This is a genomic window from Pseudomonas sp. LH21 (assembly GCF_036549575.1).
Classification (GTDB): domain Bacteria; phylum Pseudomonadota; class Gammaproteobacteria; order Pseudomonadales; family Pseudomonadaceae; genus Aquipseudomonas; species Aquipseudomonas peradeniyensis.
On record NZ_CP144367.1, the window covers coordinates 790,696 to 810,506 of the forward strand.

Annotated in this window: 14 protein-coding genes, 2 tRNA genes and 3 rRNA genes; 10 read left to right on the forward strand and 9 right to left on the reverse strand. The window is 61.9% G+C overall.

Going from position 1 to position 19,811, the window contains the following annotated elements; translation table 11 throughout:
* Positions 1–43: 43 nt before the first annotated feature.
* Genes cueR through VUG52_RS03795 form a run of 3 tightly spaced genes read right to left on the reverse strand, consistent with a single transcriptional unit; the run spans position 44 to position 3,285 of the window.
* On the reverse strand, positions 44–448 hold the full coding sequence (gene cueR, locus VUG52_RS03785) for a Cu(I)-responsive transcriptional regulator (protein ID WP_050703630.1): 405 nt from the start codon (positions 446–448) through the stop codon (positions 44–46).
* Positions 445–2,844, reverse strand: a complete 2,400-nt coding sequence (locus VUG52_RS03790; RefSeq protein WP_050703631.1) for a heavy metal translocating P-type ATPase — start codon at positions 2,842–2,844, stop codon at positions 445–447. The genes cueR and VUG52_RS03790 overlap by 4 nt, the downstream gene beginning before the upstream one ends.
* Positions 2,845–2,898: 54 nt before the next feature.
* Positions 2,899–3,285 (reverse strand): hypothetical protein, encoded by a 387-nt coding sequence (locus VUG52_RS03795; RefSeq protein ID WP_050703632.1) that lies wholly within the window; start codon positions 3,283–3,285, stop codon positions 2,899–2,901.
* A gap of 146 nt (positions 3,286–3,431) precedes the next feature.
* Here VUG52_RS03795 and VUG52_RS03800 point away from each other — a divergent pair, with 146 nt between their 5' ends.
* A complete protein-coding gene (locus VUG52_RS03800; protein WP_050703633.1) occupies positions 3,432–3,629 on the forward strand; it encodes a heavy-metal-associated domain-containing protein in 198 nt (65 codons plus the stop codon).
* Positions 3,630–3,876: 247 nt separating this feature from the next.
* Complete coding sequence (locus VUG52_RS03805; protein ID WP_050703634.1) at positions 3,877–5,058, forward strand: multidrug effflux MFS transporter; 1,182 nt, start codon at positions 3,877–3,879, stop codon at positions 5,056–5,058.
* Here VUG52_RS03805 and VUG52_RS03810 read toward each other — a convergent pair.
* Positions 5,009–5,206 (reverse strand): hypothetical protein, encoded by a 198-nt coding sequence (locus tag VUG52_RS03810; RefSeq protein WP_082337625.1) that lies wholly within the window; start codon positions 5,204–5,206, stop codon positions 5,009–5,011. The two genes, VUG52_RS03805 and VUG52_RS03810, sit on opposite strands and share 50 nt — an antisense overlap.
* A gap of 490 nt (positions 5,207–5,696) precedes the next feature.
* On the opposite strand from VUG52_RS03810, the gene VUG52_RS03815 reads away from it, so the two are divergent.
* Positions 5,697–6,407 (forward strand): ArsR/SmtB family transcription factor, encoded by a 711-nt coding sequence (locus tag VUG52_RS03815; protein WP_050703635.1) that lies wholly within the window; start codon positions 5,697–5,699, stop codon positions 6,405–6,407.
* Here VUG52_RS03815 and VUG52_RS03820 read toward each other — a convergent pair.
* The 5 genes from VUG52_RS03820 to VUG52_RS03840 form a co-directional block, all read right to left on the reverse strand.
* Positions 6,404–7,354 carry an adenosine deaminase gene (locus VUG52_RS03820; RefSeq protein ID WP_050703636.1) on the reverse strand — a complete coding sequence of 317 codons (951 nt, stop codon included), beginning with the start codon at positions 7,352–7,354 and terminating at the stop codon, positions 6,404–6,406. The genes VUG52_RS03815 and VUG52_RS03820 overlap by 4 nt on opposite strands.
* A gap of 87 nt (positions 7,355–7,441) precedes the next feature.
* Positions 7,442–8,128, reverse strand: a complete 687-nt coding sequence (locus tag VUG52_RS03825) for an SDR family oxidoreductase (RefSeq protein ID WP_050703637.1) — start codon at positions 8,126–8,128, stop codon at positions 7,442–7,444.
* A gap of 445 nt (positions 8,129–8,573) precedes the next feature.
* The gene (locus tag VUG52_RS03830; RefSeq protein WP_050703638.1) at positions 8,574–9,158 is read right to left on the reverse strand and encodes an IMPACT family protein; all 585 of its coding nucleotides are present in this window, start codon (positions 9,156–9,158) and stop codon (positions 8,574–8,576) included.
* A 9-nt stretch (positions 9,159–9,167) separates the two neighbouring features.
* A complete protein-coding gene (locus VUG52_RS03835; RefSeq protein WP_023629633.1) occupies positions 9,168–9,830 on the reverse strand; it encodes a TetR/AcrR family transcriptional regulator in 663 nt (220 codons plus the stop codon).
* Positions 9,831–9,915: 85 nt separating this feature from the next.
* Positions 9,916–10,833: a LysR family transcriptional regulator gene (locus tag VUG52_RS03840; protein WP_050703639.1), complete on the reverse strand. Its 918-nt coding sequence runs from the start codon at positions 10,831–10,833 to the stop codon at positions 9,916–9,918.
* A 119-nt stretch (positions 10,834–10,952) separates the two neighbouring features.
* Here VUG52_RS03840 and VUG52_RS03845 point away from each other — a divergent pair, with 119 nt between their 5' ends.
* The 7 genes from VUG52_RS03845 to rrf all read left to right on the forward strand — a co-directional run bounded on the left by VUG52_RS03845 (position 10,953) and on the right by rrf (position 19,731).
* Positions 10,953–12,299, forward strand: a complete 1,347-nt coding sequence (locus tag VUG52_RS03845) for an aspartate aminotransferase family protein (protein WP_050703640.1) — start codon at positions 10,953–10,955, stop codon at positions 12,297–12,299.
* Between the two features lie 71 nt (positions 12,300–12,370).
* Positions 12,371–13,864, forward strand: a complete 1,494-nt coding sequence (locus VUG52_RS03850; RefSeq protein ID WP_050703641.1) for a CoA-acylating methylmalonate-semialdehyde dehydrogenase — start codon at positions 12,371–12,373, stop codon at positions 13,862–13,864.
* A 613-nt stretch (positions 13,865–14,477) separates the two neighbouring features.
* Positions 14,478–16,014, forward strand: a 16S ribosomal RNA gene (locus VUG52_RS03855).
* A gap of 87 nt (positions 16,015–16,101) precedes the next feature.
* Positions 16,102–16,178 (forward strand) — tRNA-Ile (locus tag VUG52_RS03860).
* A 96-nt stretch (positions 16,179–16,274) separates the two neighbouring features.
* Positions 16,275–16,350 (forward strand) — tRNA-Ala (locus VUG52_RS03865).
* Between the two features lie 242 nt (positions 16,351–16,592).
* A 23S ribosomal RNA gene (locus tag VUG52_RS03870) occupies positions 16,593–19,485 on the forward strand.
* Positions 19,486–19,615: 130 nt separating this feature from the next.
* Positions 19,616–19,731 (forward strand): 5S ribosomal RNA (gene rrf / locus VUG52_RS03875).
* The 16S, 23S and 5S rRNA genes sit together here with 2 tRNA genes alongside, the layout of an rRNA operon.
* Positions 19,732–19,811 lie beyond the last annotated feature (80 nt).

Genomic DNA, 19,811 nt, shown 5'->3' on the forward strand with positions numbered 1-19,811 from the left:
GGGGCAAGCCCGCTCCCACGAGGTTCATGAGATGGCTGGGCCATCAGTGACAGCACCCGCTGCCATTGGCCAGGTCCTTGAGGATCGGACAGTCCGGCCGGTCGTCGCCCTGGCAGTGGGCCACCAGCTCGCCGAGGGTGTCGCGCAGGCTTACCAGCTCCTCGATGCGCTTGTTCAGCGCCTCGATATGCTGCATGGCCAGGGCCTTCACGTCGGCGCTGGCACGCTGGCGGTCCTGCCACAGGGTCAGCAGCCTGGCGACTTCCTCCAGGGAAAAGCCCAGGTCCCGCGAGCGCTTGATGAACGCCAGGCTGTGCAGGTCCTCCTGCTGGTACAGCCGGTAGCCGCTTTCGCTGCGCGTGGCGGGGCGCAGCAGGCCGATGGACTCGTAGTAGCGGATCATCTTGGCGCTGAGCCCGCTGCGGCGGGCGGCCTGGCCGATGTTCATGGGGCCTCCTGGTCGATGGCGGTGGGTTTCCAGGTCTTCAGCCACAGGGCATTGCTCACCACGCTGACGCTGGACAGCGCCATGGCGGCGCCGGCCAGCACCGGATTGAGGTAGCCCAGCGCGGCCAGGGGGATGCCGATCAGGTTGTAGATGAATGCCCAGAACAGGTTCTGGCGGATCTTCGCGTAGGTCTTGCGGCTGATCTCCAGGGCGGCAGGTACCAGGCGCGGGTCGCCGCGCATCAGGGTGATGCCGGCCGCCTGCATGGCCACGTCGGTGCCACCGCCCATGGCGATGCCGATGTCGGCGGCCGCCAGCGCCGGGGCATCGTTGATGCCGTCGCCGACCATGGCCACCACGCCCTGTTGCTTGAGCGCGGCCACCGTGGCGGCCTTGTCCGCCGGCAGCACCTCGGCGTGCACGTCGTCGATGCCGAGGGCCTCGGCCACCACCTTGGCGCTGCCGCGGTTGTCGCCGGTCAGCAGGTGGCTGCTGATGTGGCGCGCATGCAAGGCGGCGATGGCCTGGCCGGCGCCGGGCTTGAGGCTGTCGCCAAAGGCGAACAGGCCTAGCACGCGAGGCTGGCTGCCGCGCTCGATCAGCCAGGACAAGGTGCGTCCTTCGGCCTCCCAGGCCTGGGCGCTGGCTGCCAGTTCGCCCGGCAGCAGTTGGCTCTCGTCGAGCAGGCGGCGGTTGCCCAGGGCCAGCTCGCGGCCGTCCACCTGGCCGGCGATGCCACGGCCGGTGAGGGACTGGCTGTCGGTCACTTGCGGTACGTCAAGATTGCGTTCGGCGCAGGCGTCGAACACCGCCTTGGCCAACGGGTGCTCGCTGCCGCGTTGCAGGGCGCCGGCCAGGCGCAGCAGTTCGTTGTCATCGCCGCTGCTGGCCTGCTGATGGACGATGCGCGGGCTGCCGGAGGTGAGGGTGCCGGTCTTGTCGAACACCACGCGGTTGACCGCATGGGCGCGCTCCAGTGCTTCGGCGTCCTTGATCAGGATGCCGTGGCGGGCGGCGACGCCGGTGCCGGCCATGATCGCCGCAGGTGTGGCCAGGCCCAAGGCGCAGGGGCAGGCAATCACCAGCACGGCGACGGCGTTGATCAGCGCGGTTTCCAGCGGTGCGCCGGCCAGCCACCAGCCGACCAAAGTGACCAGGGCCAGTACCAGCACTGCGGGGACGAACACCTGGCTGACCCGGTCGACCAGCTTCTGGATCGGCGCCTTGGCCGCCTGGGCGTCCTCGACCAGGCGGATGATGCGGGCGAGCACGGTCTCGGTGCCCAGCGCCAGGGTCTTCACCAGCAGGCGGCCTTCGCCGTTGATGGCGCCACCGGTCACCGCGTCGCCGGGCTGCTTGGGCACCGGCAGGCTTTCACCGCTGATCAGGGCTTCGTCGGCGTGGCTGCTGCCTTCGAGCACCTGGCCATCGACCGGGAAGCGTTCGCCGGGCTTGACCAGCACCACATCGTCGAGGCGCAGCTGGCTGATGGCGACGTCTTCCTCGCGCCCGTCGATAACCCGCACGGCGCGTTCCGGACGCAGGGCTTCCAGTGCCCGGATGGCGCTGGCGGTCTGGCGCTTGGCGCGGCTTTCCAGGTACTTGCCCAGCAGCACCAGGGCGATCACCACCGCCGAGGCTTCGAAGTACAGGTGCGGCTCCATGCCGCTGTGCGCATTGGCCCATTGGTACAGGCTCAGGCCGTAGCCGGCGCTGGTGCCCAGGGCGACCAGCAGGTCCATGTTGCCGGCGCCGGCGCGCACGGCCTTCCAGGCGGCGACGTAGAAGCGCGTGCCAAGGATGAACTGCACCGGGGTGGCCAGCAGGAACTGCGCCCATGCCGGCAGCATCCAGTGCAGGCCGAACGGTTGCACCAGCATTGGCAGCACCAGTGGCAGTGCCAGCAGCAGGGCGGCGGCGACCGCCAGGCGTTCGTTGCGCAGGCGGCGTCGGGCCTGTGCCTGGTCATCGTGGCTGGCAAGCGGCAGGGTGGCGCTGTAACCGGCCTTCTCGACCGCAGCGATCAGCGCGCCGTCGTCGACGCCCTCGAGCACCTCAAGGTGGGCGCGTTCGCTGGCCAGGTTGACGCTGACCTGCTCGACCCCCGGCAGCTTGCCGAGGGCGCGCTCGACCCGGCCGGCGCAGCTGGCGCAGGTCATGCCGCCGATCTGCAGTTCGAGGGTGCGGGTGGGGACGCTGTAGCCGGCGTCGCGCACCGCGTCGACCAGCGCTGGCAGGCTGTCGGCCGGGGCCTGGACCCGGGCCTGCTCGGTGGCGAGGTTGACGCTGACGTGTTCGGTACCGGTGACCTTGCGCAGGGCGCGTTCGACCCGACCTGCGCAGCTGGCGCAGGTCATGCCGCCGATCGGCAGGTCGAAGGTGGTGGATGCGGGCATGGCTCTCTCCTCCGTGGACAGGCCTCCAGCATCAACCTTGCCATGCGGGCAAGGTCAATAGCCCAGGCCGGCTCTCTTGAGCACCAGGCCATTGTGCCCCATGGCGATCCGGTATTTGTTGATCTGGCCCGCCTGCAGGGTCAGCCGCGTGCTGCGCTGGTCCTCGACGCCGGGGGCGCAGCCGGGTACCTGCCCGGGCAACAGGCGCAGGCGCACATCGACGGGGCCCGGCGGCAGGTTGAACGAGGTCGCCTGTTCCTGGAACAGGCGGCCGGACAGCTGGTCATTGAGGTAGATGCCGATCTCGCAGCTGGTGGCCACCTCCAGGCGTTCCCGGGAAATGATCAGCACGCTGTAGTCCGAATTGCCCTCGGCGCTGGCCGGTGGCACGACGGCCAGTGCGCCCAGCAATCCGACGAGGCCCAATGCTGCCCTGATCATGAAAAATCTCCTGCTTGCCAAAATCGTCAAAGGCGCAGCTTGGCCGAGCCGCGCGCGGATTTCCAGCCCGGCCGTTTTCCGCGGAACTTGACCTTGCCCCGATGGCAAGGCTGAGACTGGGCAAAACCCACAAGGAGGCAACCTCGATGCAAGTATTCAATGTGCAAGGCATGACCTGTGGCCATTGCGTGAAGGGCGTGACCCGCGCGGTGCAGGAGCAGGATGCGGCGGCGCGGGTGGAAGTGGACCTGGCGGCGCGGCAGGTGCGGGTGGAGAGTGCCCTGGCGGCGGATCGGATCCTCGCGGCGATTCGTGAAGAGGGGTATCAGGCCGAAGTGGCCTGATAAGGCAACCTCTGTAGGAGCGGGCTTGCCCCGCGATGGCGCCAGAACAGGCAATGATGTTGGCCTGGCTGGCCTCATCGCGGGGCAAGCCCGCTCCCACGCTGATCCTCCCACGCCGATTCTGCTGCAACCCTGTTCTCTGCCTTTTCCTACAGGACACTCAGATCAATTATTACAAAGGTTTTCAACGCCGGGTGATCCAGTGCAGGTAGACTAGCGAACTTGCTTAGCCTGCTATGGATTCTCCATGAACCTGCGAACCTTGCTGATTCTCGGCGCCCTCAGTGCGTTCGGGCCTCTGGCGATCGACTTCTATCTGCCGGCCTTCCCGGCCATGGCGCATGCCTTCGGCACCGACGAAAAGCATGTGCAGGCCACCCTGGCCGCCTACTTCCTCGGCCTGTCCCTGGGTCAGCTCGCCTACGGGCCGGTGGCCGACCGTTTCGGCCGGCGCCTGCCGCTGCTGTTCGGCGTCGGCCTGTTCACCATGGCGTCGCTGGCCTGCGCCTATGCGCCCAATCTCGACAGCTTGATCCTGGCGCGGTTCGTCCAGGCCCTGGGTGGCTGCGCCGGCATGGTGCTGTCGCGGGCGATCGTCAGCGACAAGTGTGACGCGGTGGCCTCGGCCAAGGTGTTCTCGCAGCTGATGCTGGTGATGGGCCTGGCGCCGATCCTCGCGCCGATGCTCGGTGGCGTGCTGGTCAACGTGGCAGGTTGGCAGTCGATCTTCCTCGCCCTGGGGTTGTTCAGCGCGGCGTGCCTGCTGGCGGTCGGCCTGGGCCTGCCGGAAAGCCTGCCGGCCCATATACCGCGCCAGCCGCTGTCGGGCGCGCTGCGCCAGTACCTGAGCCTGCTCGGCGACCGGGTGTTTGTCGGCCATGCACTGACCGGTGGCATCGCCATCGCCGGGATGTTCGCCTACATCGCCGGTTCGCCGTTCGTGTTCATCAAACTCTACGGTGTGCCGCCCGAGCACTACGGCTGGTTGTTCGGCACCAACGCCGCCGGCTTCATCCTGATGGCCCAGGTCAATGCGCGGCTGCTGGCCAAGCGCGGCCCGGCGTTCCTGCTGGCGCGAGCGGTGTGGTTGTACCTGGTGGCGGCGCTGGCGCTGCTGGTGGTCGCGGCGTTGCGCCCGGCACAGCTCTGGCCATTGCTGGTGCCGCTGTTCGTGTGCATCGCCAGCCTCGGCTGCATCATCCCCAACGCCTCGGCCTGCGCCATGAGCGGGCAAGGTACGCGTGCGGGCAGTGCCTCGGCCCTGATGGGCTGCCTGCAGTTCAGCGTCGCCGCGGGCGCGGCGGCGCTGGTCGGGGTGCTGCATGACGGCAGCGCGGTGCCCATGGCGCTGGTGATCAGCCTGTGCGGCGCGCTGGTGGTCAGTGTCGCAATGCTGACCCGGCGCCTGCAGGCCAGCCGGCCTGCGTGAGCGGGTGGGGCGCGTTGAGGCGCGCCTCCAGCAGGGCAACGAACGACCGTGCCTCGGCCTCGCTACGGAAACTCACCACATGCTGGTCGAGCTGGACCTGCCAGGGGCAGGCGGGATTCCGGTTCGACGCACTGACGACAATCTTCATCGCGATCCACCTCCAGTGAGCGGGAGCGGATCTAGTGTAGCGCTGCCCCCGCCCCGTGCCATGACCAGGGTCAGTACCCTGACTGACGGTCATGACGGTCTGAAGTAGGGAGACCTTCTGTTTTGCAAGGCGGAAATATTCCCCTTCACTGTCGGACATATCGAGCCCCCTGATAGCAGCTGTCAGCTTCGTTCCCGCTACAGCCACGGTAGTACGGGGGATGAGCAGGATCAGCCGTCTATCGCTCTGACAGACGCATCTTTCAGAACGTTTTTTGGGAGGCGAATGCCGACCCGCCTGGGCCATGCCTCCCTCACAGCGAGCGCCTTCCAGCGGCTTATACTGCCTCCGGCGACCAGCGTGGCGTGAGCGTTTTGCGCGGCTGGCGCCGATCATCCGGCACACGAACCATCCCGCGCTTGCCCACGCCGGAGGCAGGGCATCTGCGGCGTTCGCCAGCAGGCGGGATTCATCAGGGAGCTTCAGGTTCATGAACGCAGTCCGCAGCATCAGTCAGGTCGCCAACCTGATGGCCGATCCCAAGCGCAGCGCCATGTTGTGGGCGTTGATCGATGGCACCCCGCGTGCGGCGGACGAGCTTGCCGTGCTCACCGGCTTGAGCACCTCGTCGGCCTGCGCGCACCTGTCGCTGTTGTCCAGTGCCGGGCTGCTCAGGCACGAGGCGCGTGGCCGCAAGCGCTTCTTCCGCCTGGCCACGCCGGAGGTCGGCACCGCCGTGGAGGCGCTGGCCAGCGTTCAACTGGCGAGCCGCTCACCGGCAGAGCAGGGCACGACGCTGCAGATTCCCCTGTCGATGCGCAAGGCGCGCCTGTGTGGCGACCACCTGGGCGGCGAAGTGGCCGCCGCGCTGCTCCACCGCCTGCATGTGGCCGGTTGGTTGGAGGGGAGCGAGCAGTACCTGTCGGTGAGCCAGGAGGGCAAGGAGCATCTGGAGGCGCTGGGGGTGTTCATCGACGCGCTGGCTGCCGGTGACCGGCACGGCTGCGTGATTTGCCACTGCAGCAAATGGAACGATCAGGGCCCGCACCTGGGCGGTTGCCTGGGCAAGGCCCTGCTTCGGCTGTTCACCCAGTCGGGCTGGGTGCGTGAACAGGAGGGCAGCCGGGCGGTGCAGCTCACACCGCTCGGCCAGCAGCAGATCAACGCGATCGCCTGCCTCCCGGCCCGACAGGCCGGCTAGCGGACCAGGCGCGCGTCCAGGCTGTTCTGCGCCAGGCGGCGTGCCTGGTCCTGGGTCATGCCCAGGTGCTGGTGCAGGGCGTGGAAGTTCTCGGTGACATAGCCACCGAAGTAGGCCGGATCATCGGAGTTGACCGTGACCTTCACGCCACGCTCGAGCATGTCGAGGATGTTGTGCTGGCCCATATGTTCGAATACGCACAGTTTGGTGTTGGACAGTGGGCAGACGGTCAGCGGGATCTGCTCGTCGATGATGCGCTGCATCAGGCGCTCGTCCTCGATGGCGCGCACGCCGTGGTCGATCCGCTGGATCTTCAGCAGGTCGAGGGCTTCCCAGATGTACTCGGGCGGGCCTTCCTCGCCGGCATGGGCCACGGTCAGGAAGCCTTCGCTGCGGGCGCGGTCGAAGACGCGCTGGAACTTGCTCGGCGGATGGCCTTTTTCCGAGCTGTCCAGGCCCACGGCGACGAACGCGTCGCGGAACGGCAGGGCCTGGTCCAGGGTCTTGTGCGCTTCGTCTTCGCTCAGGTGGCGCAGGAAGCTGAGGATCAGGCCGCTGCTGATGCCCAGCTGCTCGCGACCATCCTTCAAGGCCCGGTTGATGCCATCGAGCACCACCTCGAACGGGATGCCCCGGTCGGTATGGGTCTGCGGGTCGAAGAACGGCTCGGTGTGAATGACGTTCTGCGCCTTGCAGCGCTTCAGGTAGGCCCAGGTCAGGTCGTAGAAGTCCTGCTCGGTGCGCAGGACATCGGCGCCCTGGTAGTAGAGGTCGAGGAATTCCTGCAGGTTGTTGAAGGCATAGGCGCTGCGCAGGGTCTCGACGTCCGCCCAGGGCAGGGCGATCTTGTTGCGTTCGGCCAGGGCGAACAGCAGTTCGGGCTCCAGCGAGCCCTCCAGGTGCATGTGCAGTTCCGCCTTGGGCAAGGCGTTCAGCCATTCATACATGTGTGCAATCTCGATCAGGTACGGTTGGCCGCCATTCTACAGGGCCTGGCCGGGCAATGCGCCCACCCAGGCCGGTATCGCCCGGGTTTACCAGATGAGCGCCTCGCCCTTGTAGTTGATGAAGCGCAGGCCACCGTTGCCGCTCTGGGCCTTGATCTGCTCGAGCATGCCACGGGTGCTGGTGAGCACGTCGATCTCGGCGTTCTCGCCGCCCATGTCGGTCTTCACCCAGCCCGGGTGCATGGCCAGCACGGCCAGGTCGGGGCGCTGCAGGTCGACCACGAAGCTGTTGATCATCGAGTTGAGCGCGGCCTTGCTGGCCTTGTACAGGCAGACTTCGCCACCGTCGGGGATGGTCACGCTACCCAGGATCGAGCTCATGAAGGCCAGCACGCCGCTGCCTTCGCGCACCTGGCCGGCCAGGCGGCGGGCCACACGGATCGGCGCCACGGCGTTGGTCATGAACAGGTCGCCGATCTGCCGTACCTGCACGCTTTCCAGATCCTGCGGCAGCGGGCCCATCACCCCGGCGTTGACGAACACCAGGTCGAAGACTTCGCCTTGCAGGCGTTGCTTGAGCCCGTCGAGCTGGGCGGTGTCGTTCATCTCCAGGCGCTCGATGCGCACCCCGGAGACTTCGCCCAGCGCACCCGGCTGTTGCGGGTCGCGCACGGTGGCGACGACGTTCCAGCCGTCTTCGCGCAGGCGTTGCACCAGGCCCAGGCCGAGGCCTCGGGAGGCGCCGATGATGAGGGCGGTCTTGTTGGCGGTCATAGCGATACTCCATATCAAGAGCGCGGCGAGCGGTGCTGGGCACAGGTTCGCTTGTCGCGCGGCAACGTGGCGGTTGCCCTCCACTGGGAGGGCCTGGGTGACGAGCATAAACCAGGAAGAGGTCGGCTGCCCTGTCGCGGCTGGTCAAAAAATGATCGAAGGTCTGAAAGGCCTATGGAGACGGGGTCTGACAGGGTGGTTCACGGGTTATCCACAGGCCGCTCCACAGTAATTGTGTGCAAGCGCGACAGCCTGAAAATGCCCGTTTCAGGGAACGCAGTCGCTACTGACTGGGGATAACTCACACGCTTTCAGTGACTTGGGTTAATGTCACACAAATGTGATCAAAATATGCTCAATATACTGCAGGCCTTGCCGAACAAGGCCTGCAGCGGAGTGCCCCAAGCTTATCCACAGGCAGGCCCACAGCAGTTGTGGGCAACGCTCAGGCCCGTTCCAGCAGGATGCGCCCGCGGCTCAGGTCGGCGAGCTGCTGCTGCAGCACCTCGAGGTGGCTGTCACCCAGGGCGATGCGCAGGTCGACGCCGTTGGCGGTGAACTGCTCGTCCAGCACCAGGCCGTCGACTTCGCCCAGGCGCAGCTTGACCAGCGCCAGTTCGCTGAAGGTGCAACTGCAGATGAACTCGCTGCGCTGTACCAGCAAGCGCTTGGGCGCTTGCTGCAGGCACTTGTTGGCGCCGCCGCCATAGGCCCGGGCCAGGCCACCGGTGCCGAGCTGGATGCCGCCGTACCAGCGGATCACCAGGACCACCACCTGGTCGCAGTCCTGGGCCTCGATGGCGGCAAGGATCGGGCGCCCGGCCGTGCCGCCAGGCTCGCCGTCGTCGCTGCTGCGGTATTGGCCGCCGAGCTTCCAGGCCCAGCAGTTGTGGGTGGCCGCCAGGTCGCTGTGGCGTTCGATGAAGGCCATGGCCTCGGCCGGGCTGCTGATCGGGCCGGCGAGGGTGATGAAGCGGCTCTTGCGGATTTCCTCGCGGAACTCGCAGAGCTCGAGCAGGGTAGAAGGCATAAGTCCGGGTCAGGCGGGCGTGCTGATGCCGCAGCCTTTGAGAATGATGTGGATAAGGTTGTTGCTGGCGTCTTCCATGTCCTGCTTGGTCAGCCGGCTGCGGCCGGTCACCTGGCAGATCTGGGTGGCGAAGTCGGCGTAGTGCTGGGTGCTGCCCCAGAGCAGGAAGATCAGGTGCACAGGGTCTACCCGGTCCATCTTGCCGGCGTCCATCCAGGCCTGGAACACCGCGGCACGGCCGCGGAACCATTCGCGGTAGTCGGCGCTGAAGTACTCGCTCAGGCATTCGCCGCCGCTGATCACTTCCATGGCGAAGATTCGCGAGGCCTGCGGGTTGCGCCGGGAGAACTCCATCTTGGTGCGGATGTACTGGCTGAGCGCCTCGGCCGGGTCGTCCTCCACGCTCAGGGCGTTGAAGGTGCTGTCCCACAGCTCGATGATGTTGCTCAGCACCGCGATGTACAGGCCCAGCTTGTTGGTGAAGTAGTAGTGCAGGTTGGCCTTGGGCAGCCCGGCCTTGAGCGCGATGGTGTTCATGCTCGTGCCCTTGTAGCCGTGCCGGGCGAACTCGTCTTCGGCGGCCTGGATGATGGCCTGCTCGTTCTTCTGGCGAATGCGGCCGGCGGGCTTGCCCGAGGCGGGGGAGCGATGCGCAGGGACTTCTAGGGTCATGGACGATTCCGGGCGGGTCGTTACGGATGTCCGACAGATTACCTGCCTGTGCCGAAGTGACAAGCATTAGCGGTAGAGATGCGTATCAACGTGTCGCAGCCAGACTCTCGAGGAAGCTTTCCAGCACCAGGTTCGGCCGGCGGCCCTTGCGCGTCACCCAACTCAGCCCCAGGTCATAGAAGCGCTGGGCGGGCTTGAGCGCACGCAGGCGCCCTTGCTGCACCCAGAACATCGCGTAATGGTCGGGCAGGTAGCCGATGTAGCGCCCGGTGAGGATGAGGAAGGCCATGCCTTCGCGGTCCGAGGCGCTGGCGGTGCAGCGCAGGGCCTGGTAATGGGCCTGGATCTCGGCCGGCAGGCGGAAGGTCGGGGCGATCGCATCCTGGTCATTGAGGCGATCGTCGTCGATCTGCTGGTCATCGGCATAGAACAGCGGATGGCCGACCGCGCAGTAGAGCAGCGAGCGCTCGCTGTACAGCGGCTGGTATTCAAGCCCGGAGAGCGGGCTGGTCTGCGGCACCACGCCGACATGCAGGCTGCCGTCGAGCACGCCCTGCTCGACTTGGCTGGGCGCGATCATGCGGATCTGGATGTGTACGTCAGGGCCACGGTCCTTCAGTTCGGCCAGGGCGTGGGTGATGCGCATGTGCGGCAGGGTCACCAGGTTGTCGGTGAGGCCGATGTTCAGTTCGCCGCGCAGGTGCTGGTGCAGGCCGTTCACTTCGGTGCGAAAGGTTTCCAGGGCGCTGAGCAACTGCAGCGCCGAATGGTAGACCTCGCGGCCTTCCTCGGTCAGCGAAAAACCGGCGCGGCCTCGTTGGCATAGACGCAGCCCCAGGCGTTGCTCGAGGTCGTTCATCTGCTGGCTGATCGCCGAGCGGCCGATCCCCAGCACGTTCTCCGCCGCCGAGAAGCCGCCGCATTCGACGACGCTGCGGTAGATTTTCAGCAGGCGGATGTCGAAATCGCTGACCTGGGCGAGGGGATCGGGGCGTCGGCTCATTAGTTTAGTTATCCGCTGACTGAAGATTAGAAATGCTGGGTTTTTCGAACTTTATCGCCGTGACAATTTAGCTGCAACAACACCCATCGTTGCCTAATCGTCTTCCGAGGAATCGCCCGATGAACATGCCCGAAACCGCCCAGGCCGGTCTGGCCAGCCAGCTCAAGCTGGACGCCCACTGGATGCCGTACACCGCCAACCGCAACTTCCAGCGCGACCCGCGGCTGATCGTGGCGGCCGAAGGCAACTACCTGGTCGACGACAAGGGCCGCAAGGTGTTCGACGCCCTCTCGGGCCTGTGGACCTGCGGTGCCGGGCATACCCGCAAGGAGATCAGCGAGGCGGTGGCCCGCCAGGTCGCCACCCTCGATTATTCGCCGGCCTTCCAGTTTGGCCACCCGCTGTCGTTCCAGCTGGCCGAGAAGATCGTCGACCTGGTGCCGGGCGACCTGAACCACGTGTTCTTCACCAACTCCGGTTCCGAGTGCGCCGACACCGCGCTGAAGATGGTCCGCGCCTACTGGCGCCTGAAGGGCCAGGCCACCAAGACCAAGATCATCGGCCGTGCCCGCGGCTACCACGGCGTGAACATCGCCGGTACCAGCCTGGGCGGCGTCAACGGCAACCGCAAGCTGTTCGGCCAGTTGCTGGATGTCGACCACCTGCCACACACCGTGCTGCCGGCCAACGTGTTCAGCAAGGGCATGCCGGAAGAGGGCGGTATCGCCCTGGCCGACGAGATGCTCAAGCTGATCGAGTTGCATGACGCCTCGAACATCGCCGCGGTGATCGTCGAGCCGCTGGCCGGTTCCGCCGGTGTGCTGCCGCCGCCGAAGGGCTACCTCAAGCGCCTGCGCGAGATCTGCAGCCAGCACAACATCCTGCTGATCTTCGACGAAGTGATCACCGGCTTCGGCCGCATGGGCGCGATGACCGGCGCCGAAGCCTTCGGTGTCACCCCGGACCTGATGTGCATCGCCAAGCAGGTCACCAACGGCGCTATCCCGATGGGCGCGGTGATCGCCACCAGCGAGATCTACCAGACCTTCATGAACCAGCCGACCCCCGAGTACGCGGTGGAATTCCCCCACGGCTACACCTACTCGGCGCACCCGGTCGCCTGCGCCGCCGGTATCGCCGCGCTGGACCTGCTGCAAAAGGAAAGCCTGGTGCAGTCCGCCGCCGAGCTGGCGCCGCACTTCGAGAAGCTGTTGCACGGCATCAAGGGGACGAAGAACGTCGTCGACATCCGCAACTATGGCCTGGCCGGCGCCATCCAGATCGCCGCGCGCGACGGTGATGCCATCGTCCGTCCGTACGAGGCGGCCATGAAGCTGTGGCAAGCCGGCTTCTATGTGCGCTTCGGTGGCGACACCCTGCAGTTCGGGCCAACCTTCAACACCCAGCCGCAAGAGCTGGATCGCCTGTTCGACGCGGTGGGCGAAGCCCTGAACAAGGTCGACTGACTTTTCTGATTTTGACGTCGGGCGCGTGAGTACCACGCGCCTGTCTCTACCTTCTTTATCTGGAGTTCTGCATGAGCATTGTTCAGCACCTGATCCACGGCGAGCTGGTCACCAAGGGCGAGCGCACCGCCGATGTCTTCAACCCGTCCACCGGCCAGGCCGTGCGCAAGGTCGAACTGGCCAGCCGCGCCACCATCCAGCAGGCCATCGATTCGGCCAAGGCCGCCTTCCCGGCCTGGCGCAACACCCCGCCGGCCAAGCGCGCCCAGGTGATGTTCCGCTTCAAGCAGTTGCTGGAGCAGAACGAGGCGAAGATCTCGCAGATGATCAGCGAGGAGCACGGCAAGACCGTGGAGGACGCCGCTGGCGAACTCAAGCGCGGCATCGAGAACGTCGAGTTCGCCTGCGCCGCCCCTGAGCTGCTCAAGGGTGAGTACAGCCGCAACGTCGGCCCGAACATCGACGCCTGGTCCGACTTCCAGCCGCTGGGCATCGTCGCCGGCATCACCCCGTTCAACTTCCCGGCCATGGTGCCGCTGTGGATGTACCCGCTGGCCATCGCCTGCGGCAACGCCTTCATCCTCAAGCCGTCCGAGCGTGATCCGAGCTCGACCCTGTACATCGCCCAGCTGCTGCTGGAAGCCGGCCTGCCGAAGGGCATCCTCAATGTCGTGCATGGCGACAAGGAAGCGGTCGATGCGCTGATCGAGGCACCGGAGGTCAAGGCCCTGAGCTTCGTCGGTTCGACCCCGATCGCCGAGTACATCTATGCCGAGGGCACCAAGCGCGGCAAGCGCGTCCAGGCCCTGGGTGGCGCGAAGAACCATGCGGTGCTGATGCCAGACGCCGACCTGGACAATGCCGTCAGCGCGCTGATGGGCGCGGCCTACGGTTCCTGCGGCGAACGCTGCATGGCCATCTCGGTGGCGGTGTGTGTCGGCGACCAGGTGGCCGATGCGCTGATCGCCAAGCTGGAGCCGCAGATCAAGGCGCTGAAGATCGGTGCCGGCACTTCCTGTGGCCTGGACATGGGCCCACTGGTGACCGCCGCCGCGCGTGACAAGGTGGTGGGGTACATCGATGACGGCGTTGCCGCTGGCGCCAAGCTGGTGGTCGATGGCCGTGGTTACCGTGTGGCCGGTAACGAGGATGGCTATTTTGTCGGCGGCACCCTGTTCGACAAGGTCACCCCCGAGATGCGCATCTATAAGGAAGAAATCTTCGGCCCGGTGCTGTGCGTGGTGCGTGTGAACAGCCTGGAACAGGCCATGCAACTGATCAACGAGCACGAGTACGGCAACGGTACCTGCATCTTCACCCGTGACGGTGAGGCGGCGCGGCTGTTCTGCGACGAGATCGAAGTGGGCATGGTCGGCGTCAACGTACCGCTGCCGGTACCGGTGGCGTACCACAGCTTCGGTGGCTGGAAGCGTTCGCTGTTTGGCGACCTGCATGCCTATGGCCCGGACGGTGTGCGCTTCTATACCCGTCGCAAGGCGATCACCCAGCGCTGGCCACAGCGGGCCAGCCATGAGGCTTCGCAGTTTGCGTTCCCGAGCCTGTAAGGCACAGGGATGAAAGCGGGGCGGCCGACAGGCCGCCCCGTTTTGTTTCTTGGCTGCTTATATAGGTGCTAGGGGTGTGGCGAACACCTGGCAGCCCCGGCGCGGTGTTTTCCCCCCGATATTTCACTTTCATGAAATTAACGGTTGACGCCCTGTCAGATCCCCTTACAATGCGCCCCACTTCCGACGTAGTCGAAACGAAAAACCTCTTGTTAATCAATAGGTTGAACGTTTCAGGTGGTATCGGAGGTGCTTCGATCACCTGATCGGCAGCGGTGAAAAAGGCAGTTGACAGCAGGTTGTAACGCTGTATGATTCGCCTCCCGCTACGAGAGATCGCAGCGAGTCAAGTGTTTGAAGTGAAACGAAAAACTTCAAAATAAACGCTTGACACGAAATGAGGAAAGCGTAGAATGCGCGCCTCGGTTGAGACGAAAAGCGCTTAACCAAACGCTCTTTAACAAATTGAATCAAGCAATTCGTGTGGGTGCTTGTGAGTACGGACTGATAGTCGCCAAGATTATCAGCATCACAAGTGGCCATGCGAGAAATCACATAGTCATTTGAGATTGCTGAGCCAAGTTTAGGGTTTCTTAAAAACCCAAGCAGTATTGAACTGAAGAGTTTGATCATGGCTCAGATTGAACGCTGGCGGCAGGCCTAACACATGCAAGTCGAGCGGATGACGGGAGCTTGCTCCTTGATTCAGCGGCGGACGGGTGAGTAATGCCTAGGAATCTGCCTGGTAGTGGGGGACAACGTTTCGAAAGGAACGCTAATACCGCATACGTCCTACGGGAGAAAGCAGGGGACCTTCGGGCCTTGCGCTATCAGATGAGCCTAGGTCGGATTAGCTAGTAGGTGAGGTAATGGCTCACCTAGGCGACGATCCGTAACTGGTCTGAGAGGATGATCAGTCACACTGGAACTGAGACACGGTCCAGACTCCTACGGGAGGCAGCAGTGGGGAATATTGGACAATGGGCGAAAGCCTGATCCAGCCATGCCGCGTGTGTGAAGAAGGTCTTCGGATTGTAAAGCACTTTAAGTTGGGAGGAAGGGCAGTAAGTTAATACCTTGCTGTTTTGACGTTACCGACAGAATAAGCACCGGCTAACTCTGTGCCAGCAGCCGCGGTAATACAGAGGGTGCAAGCGTTAATCGGAATTACTGGGCGTAAAGCGCGCGTAGGTGGTTCGTTAAGTTGGATGTGAAAGCCCCGGGCTCAACCTGGGAACTGCATCCAAAACTGGCGAGCTAGAGTATGGTAGAGGGTGGTGGAATTTCCTGTGTAGCGGTGAAATGCGTAGATATAGGAAGGAACACCAGTGGCGAAGGCGACCACCTGGACTGATACTGACACTGAGGTGCGAAAGCGTGGGGAGCAAACAGGATTAGATACCCTGGTAGTCCACGCCGTAAACGATGTCAACTAGCCGTTGGAATCCTTGAGATTTTAGTGGCGCAGCTAACGCATTAAGTTGACCGCCTGGGGAGTACGGCCGCAAGGTTAAAACTCAAATGAATTGACGGGGGCCCGCACAAGCGGTGGAGCATGTGGTTTAATTCGAAGCAACGCGAAGAACCTTACCAGGCCTTGACATGCAGAGAACTTTCCAGAGATGGATTGGTGCCTTCGGGAACTCTGACACAGGTGCTGCATGGCTGTCGTCAGCTCGTGTCGTGAGATGTTGGGTTAAGTCCCGTAACGAGCGCAACCCTTGTCCTTAGTTACCAGCACGTTATGGTGGGCACTCTAAGGAGACTGCCGGTGACAAACCGGAGGAAGGTGGGGATGACGTCAAGTCATCATGGCCCTTACGGCCTGGGCTACACACGTGCTACAATGGTCGGTACAGAGGGTTGCCAAGCCGCGAGGTGGAGCTAATCTCACAAAACCGATCGTAGTCCGGATCGCAGTCTGCAACTCGACTGCGTGAAGTCGGAATCGCTAGTAATCGCAAATCAGAATGTTGCGGTGAATACGTTCCCGGGCCTTGTACACACCGCCCGTCACACCATGGGAGTGGGTTGCACCAGAAGTAGCTAGTCTAACCTTCGGGAGGACGGTTACCACGGTGTGATTCATGACTGGGGTGAAGTCGTAACAAGGTAGCCGTAGGGGAACCTGCGGCTGGATCACCTCCTTAATCGAAGACATCAGCCTGCTGATGAGCTCCCACACGAATTGCTTGATTCATGATGTAAAGACGATCAAGACCCAAAGTTTTACCCTTAGGTCTGTAGCTCAGTTGGTTAGAGCGCACCCCTGATAAGGGTGAGGTCGGCAGTTCAAATCTGCCCAGACCTACCAATTTTGGTTGGAATGTAGAGCACCCCACGCCTCTGGGTAAAGAGTGGTGAGGACGGCTCTTCTGCAGTTCAAATCTGCCCAGACCTACCAATATGCGGGGCCATAGCTCAGCTGGGAGAGCGCCTGCCTTGCACGCAGGAGGTCAGCGGTTCGATCCCGCTTGGCTCCACCACTTTCTGTTGTGTCTACTTGATCAGAACTTAGAAATGAACATTCGGCGATGAATGTTGATTTCTGACTTTTGTCAGATCGTTCTTTAAAAATTCGGATATGTGATAGATAGACTGAATACCAGTTTCACTGCTGGTTATTCAGGCTAAGGTAAAATTTGTGAGTTCTGCTCAGCAATGAGCGAAATGCGAATTTTCGGCGAATGTCGTCTTCACAGTATAACCAGATTGCTTGGGGTTATATGGTCAAGTGAAGAAGCGCATACGGTGGATGCCTTGGCAGTCAGAGGCGATGAAAGACGTGGTAGCCTGCGATAAGCTTTGGGGAGTCGGCAAACAGACTGTGATCCAGAGATCTCTGAATGGGGGAACCCAGCCAGCATAAGCTGGTTATCTTGTACTGAATACATAGGTGCAAGAGGCGAACCAGGGGAACTGAAACATCTAAGTACCCTGAGGAAAAGAAATCAACCGAGATTCCCTTAGTAGTGGCGAGCGAACGGGGACCAGCCCTTAAGCTGGTTTGAGATTAGTGGAACGCTCTGGAAAGTGCGGCCATAGTGGGTGATAGCCCCGTACACGAAAATCTCTTGCCAGTGAAATCGAGTAGGACGGAGCACGAGAAACTTTGTCTGAACATGGGGGGACCATCCTCCAAGGCTAAATACTACTGACTGACCGATAGTGAACCAGTACCGTGAGGGAAAGGCGAAAAGAACCCCGGAGAGGGGAGTGAAATAGAACCTGAAACCGTATGCGTACAAGCAGTGGGAGCCTACTTCGTTAGGTGACTGCGTACCTTTTGTATAATGGGTCAGCGACTTATATTCAGTGGCGAGCTTAACCGAATAGGGGAGGCGTAGCGAAAGCGAGTCTTAATAGGGCGCTTTAGTCGCTGGGTATAGACCCGAAACCGGGCGATCTATCCATGGGCAGGTTGAAGGTTAGGTAACACTGACTGGAGGACCGAACCGACTACCGTTGAAAAGTTAGCGGATGACCTGTGGATCGGAGTGAAAGGCTAATCAAGCTCGGAGATAGCTGGTTCTCCTCGAAAGCTATTTAGGTAGCGCCTCATGTATCACTGTAGGGGGTAGAGCACTGTTTCGGCTAGGGGGTCATCCCGACTTACCAAACCGATGCAAACTCCGAATACCTACAAGTGCCGAGCATGGGAGACACACGGCGGGTGCTAACGTCCGTCGTGAAAAGGGAAACAACCCAGACCGTCAGCTAAGGTCCCAAAGTCATGGTTAAGTGGGAAACGATGTGGGAAGGCTTAGACAGCTAGGAGGTTGGCTTAGAAGCAGCCACCCTTTAAAGAAAGCGTAATAGCTCACTAGTCGAGTCGGCCTGCGCGGAAGATGTAACGGGGCTCAAACCATGCACCGAAGCTACGGGTATCACCTCTGGTGATGCGGTAGAGGAGCGTTCTGTAAGCCTGTGAAGGTGAGTTGAGAAGCTTGCTGGAGGTATCAGAAGTGCGAATGCTGACATGAGTAACGACAATGCGAGTGAAAAACTCGCACGCCGAAAGACCAAGGTTTCCTGCGCAACGTTAATCGACGCAGGGTTAGTCGGTCCCTAAGGCGAGGCTGAAAAGCGTAGTCGATGGAAAACAGGTTAATATTCCTGTACTTCCAGTTATTGCGATGGAGGGACGGAGAAGGCTAGGCCAGCTTGGCGTTGGTTGTCCAAGTTTAAGGTGGTAGGCTGAGATCTTAGGCAAATCCGGGATCTCAAGGCCGAGAGCTGATGACGAGTGCTCTTTAGAGCGCGAAGTGGTTGATGCCATGCTTCCAAGAAAAGCTCCTAAGCTTCAGATAACTGGGAACCGTACCCCAAACCGACACAGGTGGTTAGGTAGAGAATACCAAGGCGCTTGAGAGAACTCGGGTGAAGGAACTAGGCAAAATGGCACCGTAACTTCGGGAGAAGGTGCGCCGGTGAGGGTGAAGCACTTGCTGCGTAAGCCCACGCCGGTCGAAGATACCAGGCCGCTGCGACTGTTTATTAAAAACACAGCACTCTGCAAACACGAAAGTGGACGTATAGGGTGTGACGCCTGCCCGGTGCCGGAAGGTTAATTGATGGGGTTAGCGCAAGCGAAGCTCTTGATCGAAGCCCCGGTAAACGGCGGCCGTAACTATAACGGTCCTAAGGTAGCGAAATTCCTTGTCGGGTAAGTTCCGACCTGCACGAATGGCGTAACGATGGCGGCGCTGTCTCCACCCGAGACTCAGTGAAATTGAAATCGCTGTGAAGATGCAGTGTATCCGCGGCTAGACGGAAAGACCCCGTGAACCTTTACTATAGCTTTGCACTGGACTTTGAGCTTGCTTGTGTAGGATAGGTGGGAGGCTTTGAAGTGGGGACGCCAGTTCTCATGGAGCCATCCTTGAAATACCACCCTGGCAACCTTGAGGTTCTAACTCAGGTCCGTTATCCGGATCGAGGACAGTGTATGGTGGGTAGTTTGACTGGGGCGGTCTCCTCCCAAAGAGTAACGGAGGAGTACGAAGGTGCGCTCAGACCGGTCGGAAATCGGTCGTAGAGTATAAAGGCAAAAGCGCGCTTGACTGCGAGACACACACGTCGAGCAGGTACGAAAGTAGGTCTTAGTGATCCGGTGGTTCTGTATGGAAGGGCCATCGCTCAACGGATAAAAGGTACTCCGGGGATAACAGGCTGATACCGCCCAAGAGTTCATATCGACGGCGGTGTTTGGCACCTCGATGTCGGCTCATCACATCCTGGGGCTGAAGCCGGTCCCAAGGGTATGGCTGTTCGCCATTTAAAGTGGTACGCGAGCTGGGTTTAGAACGTCGTGAGACAGTTCGGTCCCTATCTGCCGTGGACGTTTGAGATTTGAGAGGGGCTGCTCCTAGTACGAGAGGACCGGAGTGGACGAACCTCTGGTGTTCCGGTTGTCACGCCAGTGGCATTGCCGGGTAGCTATGTTCGGAAGAGATAACCGCTGAAAGCATCTAAGCGGGAAACTTGCCTCAAGATGAGATCTCACTGGAGCCTTGAGCTCCCTGAAGGGCCGTCGAAGACTACGACGTTGATAGGTTGGGTGTGTAAGCGCTGTGAGGCGTTGAGCTAACCAATACTAATTGCCCGTGAGGCTTGACCATATAACACCCAAGCAATCTGCTACGCAGATTGTGGTGGTGAAGACGAAAGAACCGAAAGTTCGCAGCTTCACAAACATCACATATCCGAATTCGCTGGAGTATCCATCTGGATGTTCTGGCAACAGAATTTCTTGACGACCATAGAGCATTGGAACCACCTGATCCCATCCCGAACTCAGCAGTGAAACGATGCATCGCCGATGGTAGTGTGGGGTTTCCCCATGTGAGAGTAGGTCATCGTCAAGATTCATTTCGCAAAACCCCTATCTGCGCGAGCAGGTAGGGGTTTTGTCTTTTCCATCCTGGTAAAGAAATCTGGCGTGGGA

Bases quoted from the DNA above. Each gene is read 5' to 3' on its own strand.
- VUG52_RS03825 (WP_050703637.1), bottom strand. From the start codon at position 8,128: ATGACCGCCAACAAGACCGCCCTCATCATCGGCGCCTCCCGAGGCCTC.
- VUG52_RS03805 (WP_050703634.1), top strand. From the start codon at position 3,877: ATGAACCTGCGAACCTTGCTGATTCTCGGCGCCCTCAGTGCGTTCGGG.
- VUG52_RS03830 (WP_050703638.1), bottom strand. From the start codon at position 9,158: ATGCCTTCTACCCTGCTCGAGCTCTGCGAGTTCCGCGAGGAAATCCGC.
- VUG52_RS03810 (WP_082337625.1), bottom strand. From the start codon at position 5,206: ATGAAGATTGTCGTCAGTGCGTCGAACCGGAATCCCGCCTGCCCCTGG.
- VUG52_RS03800 (WP_050703633.1), top strand. From the start codon at position 3,432: ATGCAAGTATTCAATGTGCAAGGCATGACCTGTGGCCATTGCGTGAAG.
- cueR (WP_050703630.1), bottom strand. From the start codon at position 448: ATGAACATCGGCCAGGCCGCCCGCCGCAGCGGGCTCAGCGCCAAGATG.
- VUG52_RS03840 (WP_050703639.1), bottom strand. From the start codon at position 10,833: ATGAGCCGACGCCCCGATCCCCTCGCCCAGGTCAGCGATTTCGACATC.
- VUG52_RS03795 (WP_050703632.1), bottom strand. From the start codon at position 3,285: ATGATCAGGGCAGCATTGGGCCTCGTCGGATTGCTGGGCGCACTGGCC.
- VUG52_RS03835 (WP_023629633.1), bottom strand. From the start codon at position 9,830: ATGACCCTAGAAGTCCCTGCGCATCGCTCCCCCGCCTCGGGCAAGCCC.
- VUG52_RS03850 (WP_050703641.1), top strand. From the start codon at position 12,371: ATGAGCATTGTTCAGCACCTGATCCACGGCGAGCTGGTCACCAAGGGC.
- VUG52_RS03845 (WP_050703640.1), top strand. From the start codon at position 10,953: ATGAACATGCCCGAAACCGCCCAGGCCGGTCTGGCCAGCCAGCTCAAG.
- VUG52_RS03790 (WP_050703631.1), bottom strand. From the start codon at position 2,844: ATGCCCGCATCCACCACCTTCGACCTGCCGATCGGCGGCATGACCTGC.
- VUG52_RS03820 (WP_050703636.1), bottom strand. From the start codon at position 7,354: ATGTATGAATGGCTGAACGCCTTGCCCAAGGCGGAACTGCACATGCAC.
- VUG52_RS03815 (WP_050703635.1), top strand. From the start codon at position 5,697: ATGAACGCAGTCCGCAGCATCAGTCAGGTCGCCAACCTGATGGCCGAT.